22 protein-coding genes and 3 pseudogenes are annotated in these 18174 nt (G+C 50.6%); 10 read left to right on the top strand and 15 right to left on the bottom strand.

Translation table 11 applies throughout. The features are described from left to right. Nucleotides 1-16: 16 nt before the first annotated feature. From ABVN36_RS13285 to ABVN36_RS13275, 3 genes are all read right to left on the bottom strand, one after another. A complete protein-coding gene (locus ABVN36_RS13285) occupies nt 17-574 on the bottom strand; it encodes a hypothetical protein (RefSeq protein WP_000179886.1) in 558 nt (185 codons plus the stop codon). Nucleotides 575-677: 103 nt separating this feature from the next. Continuing rightward, nucleotides 678-887: a hypothetical protein gene (locus ABVN36_RS13280; RefSeq protein WP_023137948.1), complete on the bottom strand. Its 210-nt coding sequence runs from the start codon at nt 885-887 to the stop codon at nt 678-680. A gap of 29 nt (nt 888-916) precedes the next feature. Further along, entirely contained in the window at nt 917-1216 is a 300-nt protein-coding gene (locus ABVN36_RS13275) for a hypothetical protein (RefSeq protein WP_000775225.1), read from the bottom strand. A gap of 178 nt (nt 1217-1394) precedes the next feature. Here ABVN36_RS13275 and ABVN36_RS13270 point away from each other — a divergent pair, with 178 nt between their 5' ends. From ABVN36_RS13270 to ABVN36_RS13260, 3 genes are all read left to right on the top strand, one after another. Then, complete coding sequence (locus ABVN36_RS13270; RefSeq protein ID WP_000558157.1) at nt 1395-1706, top strand: type II toxin-antitoxin system HigB family toxin; 312 nt, start codon at nt 1395-1397, stop codon at nt 1704-1706. Continuing rightward, nucleotides 1703-2122, top strand: a complete 420-nt coding sequence (locus ABVN36_RS13265; RefSeq protein ID WP_000561389.1) for a type II toxin-antitoxin system HigA family antitoxin — start codon at nt 1703-1705, stop codon at nt 2120-2122. Before ABVN36_RS13270 ends, ABVN36_RS13265 begins: the two co-directional genes overlap by 4 nt. A gap of 434 nt (nt 2123-2556) precedes the next feature. After that, a complete protein-coding gene (locus tag ABVN36_RS13260) occupies nt 2557-3027 on the top strand; it encodes a glycosyltransferase (protein WP_023137950.1) in 471 nt (156 codons plus the stop codon). A 235-nt stretch (nt 3028-3262) separates the two neighbouring features. Here the strand turns inward: ABVN36_RS13260 and ABVN36_RS13255 are convergent, their stop codons facing one another. Continuing rightward, nucleotides 3263-3682: a GNAT family N-acetyltransferase gene (locus ABVN36_RS13255; protein ID WP_023137951.1), complete on the bottom strand. Its 420-nt coding sequence runs from the start codon at nt 3680-3682 to the stop codon at nt 3263-3265. A 369-nt stretch (nt 3683-4051) separates the two neighbouring features. Here ABVN36_RS13255 and ABVN36_RS13250 point away from each other — a divergent pair, with 369 nt between their 5' ends. Beyond that, nucleotides 4052-4321 (top strand): hypothetical protein, encoded by a 270-nt coding sequence (locus ABVN36_RS13250; RefSeq protein WP_077908593.1) that lies wholly within the window; start codon nt 4052-4054, stop codon nt 4319-4321. A gap of 165 nt (nt 4322-4486) precedes the next feature. Beyond that, nucleotides 4487-4627: a hypothetical protein gene (locus ABVN36_RS13245; protein ID WP_001576018.1), complete on the top strand. Its 141-nt coding sequence runs from the start codon at nt 4487-4489 to the stop codon at nt 4625-4627. A 145-nt stretch (nt 4628-4772) separates the two neighbouring features. On the opposite strand, the pseudogene ABVN36_RS13240 reads toward ABVN36_RS13245, so the two are convergent. The 3 genes and pseudogenes from ABVN36_RS13240 to sspH3 all read right to left on the bottom strand — a co-directional run. Then, nucleotides 4773-5314: pseudogene (locus tag ABVN36_RS13240) on the bottom strand (transposase); the annotation flags it as partial. Between the two features lie 9 nt (nt 5315-5323). Beyond that, nucleotides 5324-5422 (bottom strand): annotated as a pseudogene (locus tag ABVN36_RS13235) (DUF4113 domain-containing protein); the annotation flags it as partial. A 33-nt stretch (nt 5423-5455) separates the two neighbouring features. Then, nucleotides 5456-7876, bottom strand: coding sequence for a type III secretion system effector SspH3 (gene sspH3 / locus ABVN36_RS13230; protein ID WP_024149295.1), 2421 nt, complete (start codon nt 7874-7876; stop codon nt 5456-5458). A gap of 261 nt (nt 7877-8137) precedes the next feature. Between sspH3 and ABVN36_RS13225 the strand changes: the two are divergent. Then, nucleotides 8138-8491 (top strand): annotated as a pseudogene (locus ABVN36_RS13225) (tyrosine-type recombinase/integrase); the annotation flags it as partial. Between the two features lie 373 nt (nt 8492-8864). On the opposite strand, the gene ABVN36_RS13220 reads toward ABVN36_RS13225, so the two are convergent. Genes ABVN36_RS13220 through yobA form a run of 3 tightly spaced genes read right to left on the bottom strand, consistent with a single transcriptional unit; the run spans nt 8865 to nt 10485 of the window. Beyond that, complete coding sequence (locus tag ABVN36_RS13220) at nt 8865-9218, bottom strand: YebY family protein (RefSeq protein WP_000722368.1); 354 nt, start codon at nt 9216-9218, stop codon at nt 8865-8867. A 16-nt stretch (nt 9219-9234) separates the two neighbouring features. Next, complete coding sequence (copD, locus tag ABVN36_RS13215; protein ID WP_023137953.1) at nt 9235-10110, bottom strand: copper homeostasis membrane protein CopD; 876 nt, start codon at nt 10108-10110, stop codon at nt 9235-9237. After that, entirely contained in the window at nt 10111-10485 is a 375-nt protein-coding gene (gene yobA, locus ABVN36_RS13210; RefSeq protein WP_000168393.1) for a CopC domain-containing protein YobA, read from the bottom strand. A 137-nt stretch (nt 10486-10622) separates the two neighbouring features. On the opposite strand from yobA, the gene ABVN36_RS13205 reads away from it, so the two are divergent. The 3 genes from ABVN36_RS13205 (at nt 10623) to exoX (ending at nt 12339) form a co-directional block, all read left to right on the top strand. Next, on the top strand, nt 10623-10853 hold the full coding sequence (locus ABVN36_RS13205) for a DNA polymerase III subunit theta (protein WP_000856224.1): 231 nt from the start codon (nt 10623-10625) through the stop codon (nt 10851-10853). A gap of 107 nt (nt 10854-10960) precedes the next feature. Beyond that, complete coding sequence (locus tag ABVN36_RS13200) at nt 10961-11617, top strand: carbon-nitrogen hydrolase family protein (RefSeq protein ID WP_000100257.1); 657 nt, start codon at nt 10961-10963, stop codon at nt 11615-11617. 23 nt (nt 11618-11640) lie between these two features. Continuing rightward, entirely contained in the window at nt 11641-12339 is a 699-nt protein-coding gene (gene exoX / locus ABVN36_RS13195) for an exodeoxyribonuclease X (RefSeq protein ID WP_000944282.1), read from the top strand. Between the two features lie 34 nt (nt 12340-12373). Here exoX and ptrB read toward each other — a convergent pair whose 3' ends face one another. From ptrB to yebG, 4 genes are all read right to left on the bottom strand, one after another. After that, the gene (gene ptrB, locus ABVN36_RS13190) at nt 12374-14425 is read right to left on the bottom strand and encodes an oligopeptidase B (protein WP_000936999.1); all 2052 of its coding nucleotides are present in this window, start codon (nt 14423-14425) and stop codon (nt 12374-12376) included. 212 nt (nt 14426-14637) lie between these two features. Then, the gene (locus ABVN36_RS13185; protein ID WP_000024707.1) at nt 14638-15297 is read right to left on the bottom strand and encodes a tellurite resistance TerB family protein; all 660 of its coding nucleotides are present in this window, start codon (nt 15295-15297) and stop codon (nt 14638-14640) included. 93 nt (nt 15298-15390) lie between these two features. Further along, nucleotides 15391-15744 carry a protein YebF gene (gene yebF, locus ABVN36_RS13180; protein ID WP_001042123.1) on the bottom strand — a complete coding sequence of 118 codons (354 nt, stop codon included), beginning with the start codon at nt 15742-15744 and terminating at the stop codon, nt 15391-15393. 67 nt (nt 15745-15811) lie between these two features. Then, nucleotides 15812-16102 carry a DNA damage-inducible protein YebG gene (yebG, locus tag ABVN36_RS13175; protein WP_000257723.1) on the bottom strand — a complete coding sequence of 97 codons (291 nt, stop codon included), beginning with the start codon at nt 16100-16102 and terminating at the stop codon, nt 15812-15814. Nucleotides 16103-16232: 130 nt separating this feature from the next. On the opposite strand from yebG, the gene purT reads away from it, so the two are divergent. Next, the gene (gene purT / locus ABVN36_RS13170; RefSeq protein ID WP_112324584.1) at nt 16233-17411 is read left to right on the top strand and encodes a formate-dependent phosphoribosylglycinamide formyltransferase; all 1179 of its coding nucleotides are present in this window, start codon (nt 16233-16235) and stop codon (nt 17409-17411) included. A 99-nt stretch (nt 17412-17510) separates the two neighbouring features. On the opposite strand, the gene kdgA is transcribed toward purT, so the two are convergent. Further along, nucleotides 17511-18152, bottom strand: a complete 642-nt coding sequence (kdgA, locus tag ABVN36_RS13165; protein WP_000800494.1) for a bifunctional 4-hydroxy-2-oxoglutarate aldolase/2-dehydro-3-deoxy-phosphogluconate aldolase — start codon at nt 18150-18152, stop codon at nt 17511-17513. Between the last annotated feature and the right edge of the window lie 22 nt (nt 18153-18174).

The following is an 18174-nucleotide window of genomic DNA, read 5'->3' as shown; positions in this document are numbered from 1 at the left end:
CTCAAAACTCGGTTATTTAATTGAAGTTCTGAAGAACATTCCTTATACCCATTTTAATTTTTTCTATTGCGGCTTCTACATTAGTAGCCTCCTTGTCAAAGATAGTTAAACCCTTATCCCGATCCAATGCCCCGTTGATTACCGCATGGTAAATTTTATGTCCTTCTGACAAATGTTCTCGAACTTCCTTCATAAATTTATCCAATGATGGGAAGTAGAGATATAACAATGCATCCATTCTGTCGTGAACATCGCCACCAGTTGAAAGCTCAGCCGCAAGCGAGTGTAACTGGTCCTCTGTTAATACTCCCTTAATCACTCGAAGTTGGTAAAGCTGGTAATTAATAGTCGCCTTTCCCCATTTTGAGACAAGGATGTGTAATTCCTCACCCTTTTCCCGAAGCATCGCGATACGCTCTTTCTCTTTTTCAAAAGAAACCTGTTTGTACCATCTGTTTTCGGCAAATTTATTTGCCAGAAATGCACCACCAAGTGCACCAGATAGCCCAGCAATAGCAGTAATCAACGCAGCCCAGGGAAACTGGACAGCAATAGAAGTAATCTCGGTAGCCATAAATCCCCCATATTATACAGGGATAATTTACCATTATCGAAGCCCCTCGTCGAAGAGCTTCTGTAATGCTTAAAAAACCATCGTCAAACTTAGCGGATGTTTATTATTCGGCCTGTTGTGCTGGCTGCTGCTCACACACTCCACCACCAGAATTAATACACCCACCGTTCGCTATAACCGCACTGGTTTCCGGCGCCACAGCAACATGCTTCACCGTTGTCCCGTTAGGGCCAGTTGCTTCGGTGTAAGTCGAGTACGCCGATAACGCGCACAGCGAAGCCGCCGCAAGTACAGCTAATACAATTTTTTTCATTTGGATTTCCTCAGTCAGAATTTACAAGATCACTTTTTCGCGATCATCGTCATTACCTTGTGCTCAACAACCTGAACGAACCGGCCACCGGCCCAGCCAGCGATTGAACAGACACTCCCCGCTGTTTCAGCGCTCCAGTTAAAGCGGATGGCAATGAGGATTGCCAGCAGCCCGGCGAACGACGCGACGATCAGTTGCAGAATGACACCAATGACAGTGACATCATCACCCACCAGCACACGAAACGCTGAATGCGCAATAGAGCCAAGCCAGATACAGCCGATCCAGAAGTATGCGGCCCAGGGCCAGTTAAGTTCAGGAAGTTTCATTGTCTGTCCGTTGATGGAAAGCGCCTCGCCCACGGTGTCAGGGTATGTGATATGTAGGTGGCTGATTGGGCGGGCGTGTAATTGAAGTGTGTTCAAAACCAAACCGTTCACATATTGTAAACGAAAAGCATCACTGGTATAATATTCACATAATGTAAACAGGCAGGTTTAACGCTTAATGCATGTCATATCAAAAGAGCCTTTTGATGAAGCGGCAAGACGATATCCCAATGACTCGTTAGCCATAAAAGCCCTGTATCGCTTAGTCCGCGAAAAAGATTTCTCTTCTCCGGCAGAGCTACGAAAGGTCATACCGAGTCTCGATAACTTTAAGTACCGTAACAAGTGGTGGGTACTGGATGTCGGAGGCAACAACCTGAGGGTGATCGCTTACATCAACTTTATAAACAAACGCTTTTATGTGAAACACATCGCCACTCACGCTGAATATGACAAGCTGACCCGCTACTACAGGGAGAATAAAGAATGATTGCCAACACCGCAAAAGCTATCGAAGCCACAAAGGCGCTGGTCGCCGCCGTTCCTTTCCTGGGTGGCAGCGCGTCAGAGAAAGATTATCGTGATGCGCTGGCGCTGGTTGATTATCTTATCGAAAATGACGATGAAAACCCGCTGATTGACTTCCTGGCAAGCAAAATTGCCGAGTACGAAGATAACAGCAAGCAGTTCGCCGAGTTCAACAAATCTGTTGCTGAAATGCCGGTTGGCGTTGCCCTGCTGCGCACGCTAATTGACCAGTACAAACTCTCATACTCAGATCTTAAAGAAGAAATCGGTTCCAAATCACTGGTAAGTCAGATCCTGTCCGGACAGCGCTCGTTAACGATTACGCACATCAAAGCGCTTTCAGCACGATTTGGCGTGAAACCTGAGTGGTTCTTATAAAACAACGCTTAGCAGTGGAAGCTGCTATTTGCCCTCACTTCCATTGGATGGTTTTGATGTGATCTGCAGAAAAAGATTGCCGCCAGGACATTTTCTGGCGGCGTATTACCTCGCCTGATATCGTTGCGATGCGAAAGTAACCAGATAAAAGGAGAGATAGATCATGAACGATATACCAGTAGATGGCCCGGTTATTCCTTTGAATATCGACGAAGTTAAAAAGGTAGAATTCTCCCCGGAAACAAAATCACTAACATGTTTTTGAAGAAGCATTATCAGGCGTACCTGCCGGATGCTGATATCGCTATCGTCCCTAATGGTATTGACCTGGAGGCCTATCAGAAAAACGCTGTACTACTGCAAAAGTCTGACCAGGGAATAACTCCGGAGAAAAAACGATTTTCTTTGCAGGCCGTATATCACCGGATAAGGGAGTGACTTTGCTTTTACAGGCGTTCGAACAACTCCTCAAGGAACGCAACAATATAGAGTTAGTTGTCGTTGGTAACTATATGAGTAAAAGTAAAGGTGAAAAAGCAACCTATCAGCGTGAGGTGCGGGAATTAGCAGTACGGCTAAAACCACACTGTCATATGGTTGGAGGTGTAACGCCTGAAGAGATATACAACTACTATTCGTTAGCAGATCTGGTTGTTATTCCCTTTCAATTCCAGGAACCGTTCTGCATGGTTGCAATTGAAGCAATGGGGGCAGGAAAGCCTGTACTGGTCAGTACACGCGGCGGGATGACTGAGCTCGTAAAAGAGGGGGATACCGGCTTCCATTTGCAGGAGCCAATGACCCCGGAGACCATTGCCAGGGACATTAATAAAGCGCTGGCATCCCCTGATTTAAACGATATTGCCTTACATGGACAACGTTGTGTGGAAGAGAAATTCCCGTGAGAAAAAGTAACCCAGCGGTTTGAGGAAGTGGTTAATAACTGGTTTAGATAATTAATGTGTATTAGCTCAAATGTGAGCTGACATATCTATGGCACAGCGCCAAACCTAATCTGACTGTCCGCCCTGTGCCAGAAGCGGACGCTGAACATGGTGTGTACAGGCCAACAGTACGATATATTTTAAAGCTACCTGATTGCAGCTTTCATAAAGCTATGGGTATTCAAATGCAGCAAAGCTATAAACCAGGCTTAATTAAATAATGCCTTTGCGAACCTACTTTAGGAAAGTCCGGTAGCGACATTTGAAGTATATAACCCTGTTTTTCATAAAAAGGGAGAGCCTGGAAGCTAAAGGTATCTACAAGTCCATGAACACAGCCTTTCCGCAAACCTTCTTTTTCGGCCATATCCATAAGTTTGCTCCCCAGACCGTTGCTCCTTGCAGATTCACTTACCCAAAGATAGTCGATGCAGAGCCACGGACCTTTTCTGTCAGCAATTAATCCGCCTACCATTTCGCCGCTTTCGTTTCTGCAGTAGACCCCAAGCTGCCCATTTTTACTAAAATCGACGAACTGAGCATTGTAGCTTCTTAATCCGGCTAATAGTTCTTCTTTATCAAATTCAGTAACTTGATGTGTAATTTGAATGTCCATACATATCCAATTGAACAAGTTTGCATTTGGAATATAACGTTATAAATAAGTTAATTAAATGTATCAATAGAAAGTTTGTTTTTACTCCTGGGGGCAGGCCACGTCCGCTACTCGCTTAAAGCAGACCGTCAGTTGGAGTCTGAGCTGGTACAATTAATGTGCCACTGGTTAGAAATCAGTAATACGATTTTATCAGGCTGATGCTCTGGCCTGTCAGGATTTGAGGTATCCACCCGGTTTACCAGCACCCTGTATTTGGCACCAGTGGAACCCACTTCCCGATCCAGGATATCCAGTACCCACCACCGAACCTTTTTCCCCAAAAGACATGAGCAACCTCAAGCGCCTTGTCTGGATGATAACCACGGCATGAAGTTTGATAACGCGTGGAATCAGGGCGTTTGGTACGCTCTCTGTTCAGCAACTAGACGCCCTTCTCCCCAGCCTTTCAGCGTTGAAAATTTGCCAGCGCTGGGTGAAAAGTGTAGGCGAATTATGAAAATCACTTCTGCCGTTTATACTTCGAAAAAGACGTTATCAAAAAGGTGGTTCGCAAGCACGGAGTTATTAAACCTTTACTTAACGAAATACGGTTTAAGTTGCTTGAATTGCAGCAGAAAGAAAACGACGGCTTGCTGATGCTGGACAAATTAAGCGAGCATGGCATCAATGGACTGATACGCCGTCAATAAAAGGAAGGGTGCATGGACGATCCCGTCACATCACCAATCACAACAGAAGAGCACAAAACAACATTTCACAGCGTAAAGGATAAAACACGATGCCATTTTCAATCAAAAACATATGTTCAGGTCCACAAGGACACTACCCAGAAATCTCCAGACCTATACAGAACAAGCCAGTACCGAGGAATTGCACACTGATCTCAACAACATGCAAAATACAGGAGTATACAGTATTCAGCAGATGTTCCTGCAGTTTTGAAATGCGCCCACCCGGTACAGAAGAAAGAACCCCACGACTAAAACTCTCAGCAACGGAGCTCTTATGGCTATCTAAAACAATAGAAACAGAGATGCGCAACACAAAAGAATGAGCCTATCAGTAATTCTGTGTAACTGCCCAGTTATTAAAGGTGATCGCTCAGGCGGTCACCGAACTCGATAATAAAACGGCTCATCGCCAGCCACCAGTTCTGGATCGGCATACTCCATTTTTTTGACGCATCCTTGATTGCCAGATAAATAACTTTTCGTACTGAGTCATCCGTTGGGAACACCTTGCGTTTCTTAATCGCGGCACGGATCACGCAGTTCAGGGATTCGATTGCGTTTGTCGTATAGATGGCCTTGCGGATATCCGGCGGATAACTGAAGAGCGTATTGAGGTTTTCCCGGTGCGCACGCCAGCTTTTGCTGATTTGCGGATATTTATCGTCCCGGACTTTCGCGAACGCATCCATCGCCATCAGTGCCGCCTCTTCGGTCGGGCCTGATAGACCATCTTCCGGCCGCTGGTGACGGCTTTGTAGTCTTTCCAGGCTACGTATTTCAGGCTGTTACGCACCATATGGATAATGCATAGCTGGATATGGGTTTGCGGGAAGACGCTGTTTATCGCATCCGGGCAGCCCTTCAGACCATCCACACAGGCAATCAGGATGTCCTTAACATCAGGAAGAAGCAGGTCTTCATAGCGGGTGGTGTACCGGGGCGAAAGCATTTCTCGCTTCATAGCCCACTGTTGCGGCATCCCCTGCCCGGCGAAGTACAACGTCCCCCATTCGCCTGGCGCGGTGAATATCATGTTCAGTTAAGGCGCTAGATAGCTACCCAGCATCTCCTCCACAAGAGGTCGCAGGCCATCCAAAAATGTCTTTTTCGCGCTCTCCATCGCTCTTGCTCCGATAGTGCGCTCTGCATCGGTATTACCGACAAGCCCAAACGGTCTCAGCTCTGTGTCAGACAGCATCCGGTACGTTTCCTCATAATCCGATATTTGCTTTTCACGAAGCGCGTTAACGCGTTCCGGCGCTTTGCGCTCCAGCACGCTGTGTAACGGCCCCCACTGCAGTATCCACTCCCTGAGCTCGCTTTTTTCAGCGGCTTTCACCTGAAGCTCCGCAGCCTGAAGGTCTGAAACCGTCACGCCGGATACGCCAAAGAAACGCATTTCTGCCGTCACGCTGGTCAGCCCGAGTGCTTTCTTCAGCTTATTCTGATACGCCAGATAGACTTCAACATCATCGGCCAAGGCCAGCGTTCCGGCCTTTTCCCGGGCAATCTGTTCCAGTTTTTCCAGACGGAACATCTCACGCCCCGTGGCAACCAGCGCCGCGAGATTGTTATCGTATTGCCCTTTTTCTGCATCATGTACCAGTTGCACGTTCTTCATCTGGTGCAGAGCAAGTGTGACCCGATCCTGGCAACTTGCTGTTGCCTCTGTTGCCATGGCAAAGGTTTTTGCTCTCAGCGCCTCATCTTCAGCCAGTTGTACCAGCCAGGACGATATCTGTGCCTTAAACCCCGCGTCCTTCATGAAGTTTTCCGTCTCACTCAGTCTGTCCAGGAAGAGGCTGAAGGCAGCAGCGTTATCTTCCTGTCCGAACATATGCCATCTGTCTGCAGGAGCCGGTTCGCCCTCCCGGGCAGGCACCAGCCAGCCAGCGGCCGCCAGGTGCAGTGCCCGGGCTTCCCGGGGGGCTGAGGCTCCCGCCATATCGAATAGTATCCTGGGGCCTGAATAGCCTGGCGCGCTGGTGATCTCCCGCAGCGCCTGCAGAGTGCGTTCAGACAGAGGATTGCCTTCCAGATTTACGCTTGCCTCTGAAGACAGACCCGTGATGCTTTCCGGCAGGCGGGTCAGTTGGTTATTGCGGGCATACAACCGTTGTAGGCCTGACGGCAGCGCCGGCAGGCGGGTCAACTGTGGGTTAGCATCAACCGACAGCGTCTGTAGTCCTTCCGGCAACGGCGGCAGGCGCACCAGTTGTGGATTGCGCTCGAGCGTCAGCAACTCCAGTCCTGCCGGCAACAGCGGCAGGCTGGTCAGTTGATTATCTGATACCGACAGCACCTGTAGTCCTGCCGGCAACGGCGGCAGGCTGGTCAGTTGGTTACCTGCTACCAACAGCCTCCGTAGTCCTGCCGGCAACGGCGGCAGGCGGGTCAGTTGATTACCTGCTACCGACAGCATCTGTAGTCCTGCCGGCAACGGCGGCAGGCTGGTCAGTTGGTTACGTGCTACCAACAGCATCTGTAGTCCTGCCGGCAACGGCGGCAGGCTGGTCAGTTGGTTACCTGCTACCGACAGCGTCTGTAGTCCTGCCGGCAACGGCGGCAGACTGGTCAGTTGGTTACCTGATACCGTCAGCACCACCAGTCCTGCCGGCAATGGCGGCAGGCTGGTCAGTTGGTTATCTTCGACAGTAAGTACCTCCAGTCCTGACGGCAACGGCGGCAGGCTGGTCAGTTGGTTATCTTCGACAGTAAGCACCTCCAGTCCTGACGGCAGCGTCGGCAGGCTGGTCAGATAATTATTATGAGGAATAACCAATGTTGTTATATGCGCTGGTAAACGGTCTGGTAAGGCGGTAAGGCCTGACTCTCCCACATTAAGCTCTCGACTGCCGTTATTCAGGCAGGTACATATTCTCTGTACCGTCGCAGCACGACCGCGTAACTCTTCTGCTGGCGCAGCCCCCTTCCATTCTGACCAGACAGCATCATACTCTGCTGGTGTCTGTGGAGCCGCCGGAGCCGGAAGGGGGGATACCTGGAGTGTCCCGGATGCCCCTTCCGCATGTTCTGTACATTCCTCTCCCTGTTCTATGTCCATGGTGAAGCGATATGTTTCATTGTGCCCCTGGCAATTCACGGTATAGTTCCCGGCGTCATCAAGGGTGACCGACAATATCTCCTGGTTGTCTGCATCCAGGATACAGAAGTGGCTTTCCCCGTGGCGGCCGGAGTGAATGCTTTCCTCGTATCCGGCATACACGAGCATCCTGAGCTGTTCAAATCTGCTGACTACATCCTCCCGCGTCGTTCCGACCGAAGGGTGGCAAATCGTCCAGATACATTCCTGCGCTTCAGTCTGGTGCGTTGAGCAGAAAAACTCCTTAATTTTTTCCCATAAGCTCATTTCAGGCGGGGTTGCAGATTGGGCTATACAGTTAATACGAAGATTAGTAATTGTGGCGGGAAGACATCCGCGTCCAACATGCAAGGGCATAATAAAAAACCTTTATAAATTTACAAATAATGTCTGTCTGGCGGACATCCTCTTTCCCTGGTCTTAATTTCACAATAAGGTTATCGACGGATTCATGGTCGTCCTGCCATGGCGGGCTTCAGTAGGTGCAGAAGAAAAATCCGTTATGATGACCGGATGGCGGGACTGTCATTTTGCAGCTAAAGGTGTCGATTTTTTCAGGGGCGCTTTCTACGATGACCAGATCATCCGGCATCAGCGCCCGGGCGTTCAATTTTGGCAGGCAGATCCCTGACCCTTGAGGTGCCAGGGTTACGTCCGGGAACGGTTATCGATCGCTGCCGGCTGGTAAGCAGAACTGATTTCATGATCAGTGCAGGAATCAGGAAAAATAGCCCGACCGGGAATATTCACCCGGATGGGCTGACAAAGAAATTTGTAAAAGCCAGAAAAATTTCAGACGTTAAATGTAGTGATAACCCACCGACATTTCACGAGATCCGTAGCCTGGCTGGTCGGCTGTACAAAGACGAACTCGGCGAGGAATTCGCTCAAAAACTCCTGGGCCACACCTCAGAGAACACCACGAAACTCTATCTCGATGAACGCGATAATAAAGCTTACGTGATGCTCTGATTTTGTTGTAAAAGAAATGTTAAACTGGATTTGGATGTGATATAACCAAAAAGACCGGAATACAGAAATTCGAGGAAATTTCGAGGAATTTCGAGGGGAAACACATAACCCATTGATTTATAATCTAAATAAAAAGAGACCGAATACGATTCCTGTATTCGGTCCAGGGAAATGGCTCTTGGGAGAGAGCCGTGCGCTAAAAGTTGGCATTAATGCAGGCTAAATCGCCTTGCCCTTTAAGAATAGATGACGACGCCAGGTTTTCCAGTTTGTGACGAAGGTGATTGAAAAAACCTGGCGTATTGTCTGTCATCAGAGATAAAAAAACCGTAAGCCTTTTCGTGAAGGTTTACGGTTTTTTATTAAAAATCAGTCAGCTATTGGATGGATCACAAAGCTTTTGCGCACGTTCGATAAACGGCGCCAGACTCATTTTCTCACCGGGCTTCGCCGGGTTATCGATTTGAATGACGGCAATAGGCTGAGCGCGCGTTTTACCCTCCGCTACTTGCTGTTCGGCAATGGCATTCAAGGGATACTGCACCAGCGTACTGGGGTTGATCACATAGAGCGCCTGGCCAGGCCGACAGGTCAACATGACCTCTTCCCGATTAAACGCCCACTTGTCTTTTCCTACTTCAAAACGACTTACGGTAATCACCTGCGGCGCCGCCAACGCTACGCCCGAAGTGGCCAGCAGAAGCGCCGGAAGGAGTATTTTTTTCATTCGTTATGCCAGTCCATCAGAAAGGTTCGAGGGTTGCAAACAGGCTGACGATCGCCAGAACTATGCCTCCAACTCCCCATTCAATTTGCGTCATCCTGACAAACCATAGGTCAGTCCGGGAATTTTCCTGTCGCATACGTGGTACGAGAACATACCGATTCGTCAGCGCAATTGCTACCATAAGCACCACCAGCGCACATTTTAACAAAAGCAACTGTCCATAGGTGGTCTGCCAGATGGCGGTAAATCCCGTGATAAATAGCGTGTTGCCAATGCCTGTGAGCAATACGCCCGCCACAAAAAAGTGACCATAACGAGAAAAACGCATCATGGCGCTAATAGCATGTTGACGCCAGCGTCCCTGAGCCATGCGCATACAATAAACCACTGGCAACAGCCCACCAAACCAGGCTGCGGCACAGAGTAAATGCAGAGCATGGTTAATCTGCTGTAATGTTCCCGCTACACCGTCGCGCATCGTCGCATGTCCAACGCCTGCCAGCAGGATAAACTGAGCAACGGTGAGAATAAGAAGCCGTCGTTGCATTTTTACCGGCGCAATGACTACCACCGCCAGCGTGACCAGCGCGAGGATAATTTGCCATATCCAGACCGCGCCAAAGCGGGTTTGCAGTACCGCGCCCCACACAGAGACGGAAAAAACATCGGGCCAGCCGCCACCCATCAGTCCGCCCTGAATTGCCAGCATAAAAGCCGCGCTGATAACGCTCCAGGCGGCGGCATGTCGTTGCAGATGTAAAAATCGACGCGTCATTAAACGACGAATTGATGCGGGTGCCAGCCAGGCGCCGTAAAGCGCGCAGCCGTAGACCAGCATCAAACTAGCAAAATGAATAAATCGGAGAGTTATCCAGACGAATGTCAGCATCATTTATTTCACGCTGAAGGTGTATTTCCCTTTTGTTTTATGTCCATCCACCGACACAACGTGCCAGTCTACCGTGTAAGCGCCAGATTTTAACGGCTGCTCAAGCGGGATAATCAACTGCGTTTTATCCTGTTCATTTCGCTTTGCCGGGCGCGTTTTGATGAGCTCTTGCTGAGGGCCAGTAATGGTTGCGCCGCTGAACCCTGGCTCAATCCCTTCAGAAAAATTCAGAGTCAGCGCCTGTGGCGAGGCCGTAACGGCAGCATTCGCCGCTGGATACTGATGCGTCAGGTGCGCATGTGCCCAGGCCGCTGGCGTCGCAAATGTCGATGCCAGCAACAGTAAAGCTAAACGTCGCGATGGTGCAGAAGAAGCCATATTCACTATTCCTTTTTGTTATGCCTACGTTACAAAGAATAACCTTCAACAATCAATGAGTCGAGGATCATCATTTCCACCTTGCCATTACCGCGGACTCTTAGTACCTTCTGGCGGCAACAAAAAAGGAGACGCGTATGAAAACGAATCTGGCTCAGCTTGAACAAGCGGAAATGGATAAAGTCAATGTGGACCTGGCGGCAGCCGGGGTGGCATTTAAAGAGCGCTACAATATGCCAGTTGTCGCGGAGGCGGTCGAACGTGAGCAGCCAGAGCACCTACGCGCCTGGTTTCGCGAGCGGCTGATTGCCCATCGTCTGGCTTCCGTATCACTATCCCGACTCCCTTACGAACCCAAAGTTAAATAAAAATTATATAACGTTACACTTCCTTACATGCAGACGACTACATTATAAGGCGATTCTTAACCTATGCTTTTTAGAATGGCTGTAGAGACTATGAAAAGGAAGTCATTATGTCCTCCTGGAAAATTGCTGCTGCGCAGTATGCGCCCCTGAACGCCTCGCCGGCGGAGCATGTCGCCCATCATCTGGAATATATTGAGCTTGCGGCTCGTCAACAGTGCGAACTGCTGGTCTTTCCGTCACTGTCGCTATTAGGCTGCGACGAAAGGAATAAATCGTTGCCCGCCCCGCCTGACGAGGCGCTTTTACAGCCGCTCACTCATGCGGCCGATACCCACCATATGACTATCATTGTGGGTATGCCTGTTGAGCATAACTGCCGCTTCGTAAAAGGCATCGCTATTTTTGCCCCATGGCTAACGTCGCCGCTCATGTTTCACAAAAGTCATGGCGCCTGTATTGCCAGGCAGCGAAGCGCTATCAACGTGGTGGATGAGCAGCCAGAAGGTGGTGATATAGATCCCTCATTTACGTTATTCACAACCAGTCAATGTCTTAACGAACCTGAACTACATGCTTCTACCTCACGCTTACAACGTTTTTCGCATAAATATGCGCTGGCCGTACTGATGGCCAATGCCTGTGGCAGTAGCGCGCTGTGGGATGAAAGCGGGCAACTTATTGTTCGTGCCGATTGCGGTTCGCTATTACTGACGGGTCTGCGCACAACGGAGGGTTGGCAAGGCGATATCATTCCATTACGCTAAGGTCTTTCGGTGAGGAATGAATCATGTTGCGGATTATAGACACGGAAACCTGCGGGCTGCAGGGCGGGATCGTAGAGATAGCCTCTGTAGATGTCATTGATGGCAACATTGTCAATCCCATGAGTCACCTGATACGCCCCGATCGCCCTATTACGCCGCAGGCGATGGCGATACACCGTATTACCGAAGCCATGGTCGCCGATAAGCCGTGGATTGAAGATGTCATACCGCTTTATTACGGTAGTGAGTGGTATGTCGCTCACAATGCCAGTTTCGACAGACGCGTATTACCTGAATTGCCGGGTGAGTGGATCTGTACCATGAAGTTGTCGCGACGCCTGTGGCCGGGAATAAAATACAGCAATATGGCGCTCTATAAATCGCGTAAACTAAGCGTACAAACGCCGCCGGGGCTGCATCATCACCGGGCGCTTTATGATTGCTATATCACCGCCGCCTTGCTGATTGATATTATGCGAACCACCGGCTGGACCGCGGAAGAGATGGTCAATATCACGGGCCGTCCTGCGCTGTTAACCACTTTCCCGTTCGGTAAATACCGCGGTAAGGCGGTATCTGAAGTCGCAAAACGCGATCCGGGCTATTTACGCTGGCTTTTTAATAACCTTGATAATATGAGCCCGGAACTTCGCCTGACGCTTAAACACTACCTGGAAGATGTTCAGGCTGGCGAGCAACGCAGCAATGGAACACCACAATAACCCGCGACGCTCACAAGCCATTGCGGGCGCACGTCTATGCGCTATGTAAGGTTCCCTGCGCCAGGCCGATTAAAAAGGCGAACTCCAGCGCGACGCCTTCGTAGGATTTAAACCGCCCCGACTTACCACCGTGCCCGGAGTCCATATCCGTACATAACAGCAGCAGACGTTGGTCCGTTTTTAGCTCGCGTAATTTTGCCACCCACTTCGCCGGCTCCCAGTATTGCACCTGGGAATCGTGCAATCCTGTCGTCACCAGCAGGTGCGGATAGTCCTGCGCTTTGACATTGTCATAAGGACTATAGCTTTTCATATAGTCATAATATTCAATATCCTGCGGGTTCCCCCACTCTTCAAACTCTCCTGTCGTTAGTGGGATCGACTCATCCAGCATCGTGGTTAATACATCAACAAAGGGTACCTGGGCAATAACGCCGTGGAAAAGCTCGGGGCGTTCGTTGATAGCGACGCCCATTAGCATTCCGCCCGCGCTCCCGCCCATCCCATAACACAGCGACGGTGAACCGTAACCCAGTTTTAATAAGGCATCGCAGGCATCAAGATAGTCATTAAAAGTATTCCGCTTTTTGAGGAATTTGCCATCTTCATACCACTGCTGCCCCAGCTCACCGCCGCCGCGAACGTGTACGATTGCGTAAACAAAGCCACGATCCAGCAAGCTCAGTCGGCTGCTGCTGAAGTCGGCGTCAATACTGGAACCGTAAGATCCGTAGCCGTAAACCAGAAGCGGATTTTGCCCTTTACGAAAATACTTCTGATGATAAACCAGCGATACCGGCACTTCGACACCGTCGCGTGCGGTGATCCACAGGTGTTCGCTCTGATAACAGCCAGAATCAAACCCAGGCACTTCCGTCTGTTTAAGTACCCGTCGCTCTCCGGTATCCATATCCAGTTCAAACAAGGTATCTGGCGTCGTCATTGAAGAATAGCCGTAACGCAGCCGGGAGGTCTCAGGTTCGGGATTATAGGCAAGCCACGTCACGTAGGCCGGATCGTCAAAGGCGATGCCTATCACTTCACGGGTTTTACGGTTAATTTGCCGCAGGCTGGTAAGCCCCCGTTGACGCTCTTCGACCACTAACCAGTCGGTAAACAGGGTAAACCCTTCCAGCATGATATGCTCGCGCGGAGGGATCAGCTCTTCCCAGGCGTTTTCATTGCGCACGCGGGTACGGTACAACCCAAAGTTTTTACCGTTCCGGTTAGAGCGCAGGTAAAACTTATGTTGATAGTGATCGAGACTATATTCGTGGTCTTTGCGGCGCGGTAAGAATGAAAACGGCTCGGCATCGGCCAGTTCCGCGTCAAGTAATAGCACTTCGCTAGTGGTGGCGCTGGCAAGATGAATTACCACATAATGCTGCGAAGTGGTTTTATGCAGGCTGACATAAAAGGTGTCGTCTTTCTCTTCATATACCAGTTCATCTTGCGATGACGGAGTGCCAATCGTGTGCCGCCAAACCTGATAGGGCAGCAGCGTCTTCTTATGCTTACGCACATAGTAAAGGGTCAGGGAATCATTGGCCCAGACAAATTCAGGCGCAACGTTATCCAGCAGTTCCGGATACCAGTTACCGCTTTCGAGGTTACGAAAACGCAACCCATACTGACGACGGGATAAATAATCTTCCGCCAGCGCCATGATGGTATTATCCGGCGTAATGGCAAGTCCGCCGAGCGTATAAAATTCGCTGTGCGCGGCCCGCTGGTTCGCATCGAGCAAGGTTTCCCACACATCCCACTCTTCGCTTAACGCCGATTGTCGTTGATAGATGGCATATTCGCAGCCGGGTTCATAGATATAACGGTAGCGATAGCCATTTTTCACATACGGAGCGGAAACTTCTCTGGGCGGGATACGATCGATAATTTCTTTTAGAATGCGGTCCTGTAACGCCTGCTGAGAGGTCATGACCTTCCGGCCATACTCATTTTCCTGATGCAGGTAATCAAGGACTTCCGGCTGCGAGCGAGTGTCATCTCGCAGCCAGTAATAATTATCAATGCGCGTATCGCCATGTACGGTCATGGCATAGGGAATTCGATTGGCTTTTGGCAACATGTCGTTTTTTCTTTTGCGTTAATATTTGTTATATATCACGCGGCAAACACAGCGGCGTAGCATGGTAGTCCCGGTCGCTCACCTCGGTAAGCGCCTGAGATGTCACTGCTTCGCCGCTATCCTGCAACATGAATGACGTAAACTATCCATCCTATAAGGGTGGCAAAAGACACGCATGATGCAAGCGAAACATGTTACTTAATGGCAGGTTATCAGCCTGGTAGCGCCTGTTTTTGCTGCTGCAAGTCCTGCTCGATACCGTCCCGAACCTCCTGAGGAATTTTTAGTGCGTCTCCTAACGCATTCAGATAGCTACGTTCCATAAAGTGGTCAATATCAATGGCGGCGCAGCTCAGGAAGTAGATTTCCAGGGCTTCTTCTTCATTGCGAACACCCTGTGCGAGACGTTGTGGATCAAGCGGCTGCTCAATAGCTTTTTCGATAAACACACGCCCTTGCTCTTCAACACCTGATTCTCGCAGTTGGTGCTCAATCGCCGCGCGTTCTTTGGCATCAATATGCCCATCGCTTTTTGCAGCAAAAACCAGCGCCAGGATCAGTCGCTCAGTGCGAACATCCAGCGGCGTACTTTGGCTGCCGAATTGCGGCTCCCCCTGATGCGCAGCGCGTACTTTATCTTTGTACTTATTCCACAATACGGAACCCGCTACCGCGCCGCCGCCCACCAGCAAAGCGCCAGTACCGTATTTAGTTAATAATTTGCGCGAAGACTTATTGGCGACCAACAGTCCAGCCAGACCGCCCAGCGCGCCGGGAACCAGCAGTTTATTTAACCCCTGTTCACCGGAAGGCGATGCAGAAGCGCCTTTTTGCCCAAGAAGTGATTGTAATTGGTTCAACCAGTTAGCCATAGTACCCCTCAAATACAGACCAATAATGGTCAAGCGTACCTGAGGGGATGTCAGGAATTGTCTGTTCCGGCAAAAGAAGCGCAAATTACGCTGCTAGCGGGGCTTATATTCCGCCTTGCCGGCTTTGCAATCAACGATGACCTGATAATGGATATCGGCGCTTTTACCGCGAACAGTTAGCGGAACTGTCCATTTATCATTTTGACCTACAACGTCCTGCACATTAACCCACGCGACCGGGTCAGCCTGCCCGACCTTTTTTTGGTCGTCTGCCCACCGCACGATACGATTTTGCTGGTAGTCGCGCTTCACGCTTGCCGCAATCCCCGCGGCATCCAGCCCTTCGCACTGCGGAAACTTAACCGATTTACTCTCGGTGGATGCCGCAAATGCCGATACGCTGGCGGATAACAACAGCAGGCTCAACAACGCTCCTCTTTTATTCATACTTTTCTCCTTAGCACAATGATTCAGGAAAAGCATGGTACAAAACGCCGGGAGCGCAAGTGTGGGTTCAGGCGGCTTGCTTTTTCGTTTTACTCGCGGCGTCCTTTTCAACCGCCTGCGGAGAAGGCAACTTACCGGTTTTGAGGATAGTGCTTAACACCTCTTTATGTTCCGCCAGCCACAGCGACAACGCCTCGCGCTGCCCATCTTCCAGCACGACTGGCGACTGCTCAAGCCAGGTATCAAGAAGATCGGCAGTATCGAGCATTTTGTCCCAGGCGTCGGCTTCCTTTTTACTGGTAAATGACATCTTCTCCTCACCCTCGCGAATGACTACGTATTTAACTTCAACCGCCATTTTGCAGCCCCTTATTTACCTGTGTTTATATACAGTATATTGCAAGGCGGCAAGAAAAGCAATCTATTCGAAAAGACATGCGCAAACGTTTTCGTATATACTGCGCGCAGGTAAATAAGGGGACAGAAATATGACGCTATTAGGCACTGCGCTGCGTCCGGCAGCAACGCGGGTGATGTTATTAGGGGCAGGAGAATTAGGAAAAGAGGTGGCGATTGAATGCCAACGCCTGGGGATCGAGGTTATCGCCGTCGATCGCTATCCTGATGCTCCCGCCATGCATGTGACTCACCGTTCACACGTCATTAATATGCTGGACGGCGAAGCGCTACGTCATGTGATTGCAGAGGAAAAACCGCATTATATCGTGCCGGAAATAGAAGCGATCGCCACCGATACGCTGCGCGAGCTGGAGGGCGAAGGGCTGAATGTCGTGCCTTGCGCCCGTGCAACGCAGCTCACGATGAACCGCGAAGGGATCCGTCGCCTGGCCGCAGAAGAATTAGGTCTGCCGACATCGACGTATCGCTTTGCCGACAGTGAGGCCAGTTTTCATGATGCGGTAGCCGCAGTGGGTTTTCCTTGCATCGTCAAACCGGTCATGAGCTCTTCCGGCAAAGGCCAGAGCTTTATCCGCTCGGCCGAACAACTCGCGCAGGCATGGGAGTATGCTCAACAGGGCGGACGCGCTGGCGCGGGTCGCGTGATTGTGGAAGGCGTGGTTAAATTTGATTTTGAAATTACGCTGCTCACCGTTAGCGCCGTCGATGGCGTGCATTTCTGCGCGCCGGTCGGTCATCGTCAGCAAGATGGCGACTATCGCGAATCCTGGCAGCCACAGCAGATGAGCGAACTGGCGCTGAAGCGGGCGCAAGAGATTGCTCGTCATGTGGTACTGGCGTTAGGCGGTCATGGTCTGTTCGGCGTTGAACTCTTCGTCTGTGGCGATGAAGTCATTTTCAGCGAAGTCTCCCCTCGTCCGCACGATACCGGAATGGTCACGTTGATTTCTCAGGATCTCTCTGAGTTTGCGCTGCATGTGCGCGCCTTTCTGGGAATGCCCGTAGGCGCTATTCGCCAGTATGGTCCCGCTGCCTCGGCCGTGATTCTGCCGCAGCTTACCAGTCGAAATGTGACGTTTGATAATGTACACGCGGCGGTAGGAGCCGGAGTGCAGGTACGGCTGTTTGGTAAGCCTGAGATCGACGGCAGCCGTCGTCTTGGTGTAGCGTTAGCGACAGGTGAAAACGTTGAAGAAGCGGTGATAAGAGCGAAAAAGGCCGCCAGCCGCGTGACGGTAAAAGGCTAATGCGCCATCGCCTGATGGCGACGTTAGCGCATTTTTATCAGACCTGCCTGATCGCCACTCGTAAGCCCGATAAGCAAGCGCCATCGGGCATTTAACTGTTTACTGCTTTGCGCCTTCTACCGCTTCGCGCGCCAGTTTGGTGATGCGATCGTAATCACCCGCTTCCAGCGCGTCGGCCGGCACCAGCCAGGAACCGCCGATGCACAACACGCTTTTCAGCGCCAGATAGTCACGATAGTTTGCCGGAGAGATGCCGCCAGTTGGGCAGAAACGTACCTGAGAGAACGGGCCGGCAATCGCCTGCAACGCTTTAGTGCCGCCATTCGCTTCCGCCGGGAAGAATTTGAACTCTTTCAGACCATAGTCCATGCCCAACATCAGTTCAGAAACGGTGCTAATACCGGGAATCAATGGGATAGTGCCTGCCGTCGCGGCTTTCAGCAGTGGCTCAGTCAGTCCCGGGCTAATCGCAAACTGCGCGCCCGCTTCCGTCACCTCCGCCAACTGCTGCGGATTGAGAACGGTTCCGGCGCCGACAATCGCTTCCGGCACGTCTTTAGCGATAGCGCGAATAGCATCCATCGCGCAGGCCGTACGTAAAGTCACTTCCAGAACGCGAACGCCCCCGGCCACCAGCGCTTTAGCCATCGGCACCGCGTGCTCCAGTTTATTGACTACAATGACCGGGACAACCGGGCCGGTGGTCAGGATTGCTTCTGCACTTGTTTTCCAGTTTTTCATCGGAATTCTTCTCTCGCCTGAT

It is taken from the genome of Salmonella sp. SJTUF15581, from assembly GCF_043356775.1.
Lineage (GTDB): Bacteria > Pseudomonadota > Gammaproteobacteria > Enterobacterales > Enterobacteriaceae > Salmonella > Salmonella enterica.
Note: the sequence above shows the minus strand (reverse complement) of the source record. Positions and strands in the feature narration are given on the sequence as shown.